Consider the following 474-nt stretch of genomic DNA (forward strand, 5'->3'; position numbering starts at 1 on the left):
GGAAAGATGCCAAAGTTGGTGTCCTTGCTTACCAACGACTTTGACATGTCCATGGAGACTATCGTAGCCATCTACCGCAGGAGGTGGCAGATAGAGTCTCTTTTCAAGCAGATAAAACAGAACTTCCCGCTTAGATACTTCTATGGGGAGAGTGCCAACGCCATCAAGATACAGATTTGGGTTACACTCATTGCCAATCTATTACTGTCACTGCTGCAAAGCTCATTGCAGAGGCGGTGGAGTTTCTCAGGGCTGGCTACTATGGTGCGCATTGTACTTATGGAATACCTCAACATGAATAATTTCTTCAACATGCCGGATGCCGACATGAAACTCATGCTTGAAGCAGCGGCTGAATCGCCACCCGAGGGAACAGAAAATGAATAAGGGGGCTTGTCACTAACATGCTGTCATCCGAACTATTGTGTCTCAATGAGTTGGAATGAGGATTTCTATGTTTAGCGGACAGTAATA

At 45.8% G+C, this 474-nt stretch carries 1 protein-coding gene; it reads left to right on the forward strand.

Annotated elements, in window-relative coordinates:
• A partial coding sequence (locus E0E16_RS14490; protein WP_255418185.1) for a transposase occupies positions 1–387 on the forward strand: 387 nt, incomplete at its 5' end.
• Positions 388–474: the final 87 nt, after the last annotated feature.

Origin of the sequence: Prevotella rectalis (assembly GCF_900607215.1) — a bacterium.
Taxonomy (GTDB): Bacteria; Bacteroidota; Bacteroidia; order Bacteroidales; family Bacteroidaceae; genus Prevotella; species Prevotella brunnea.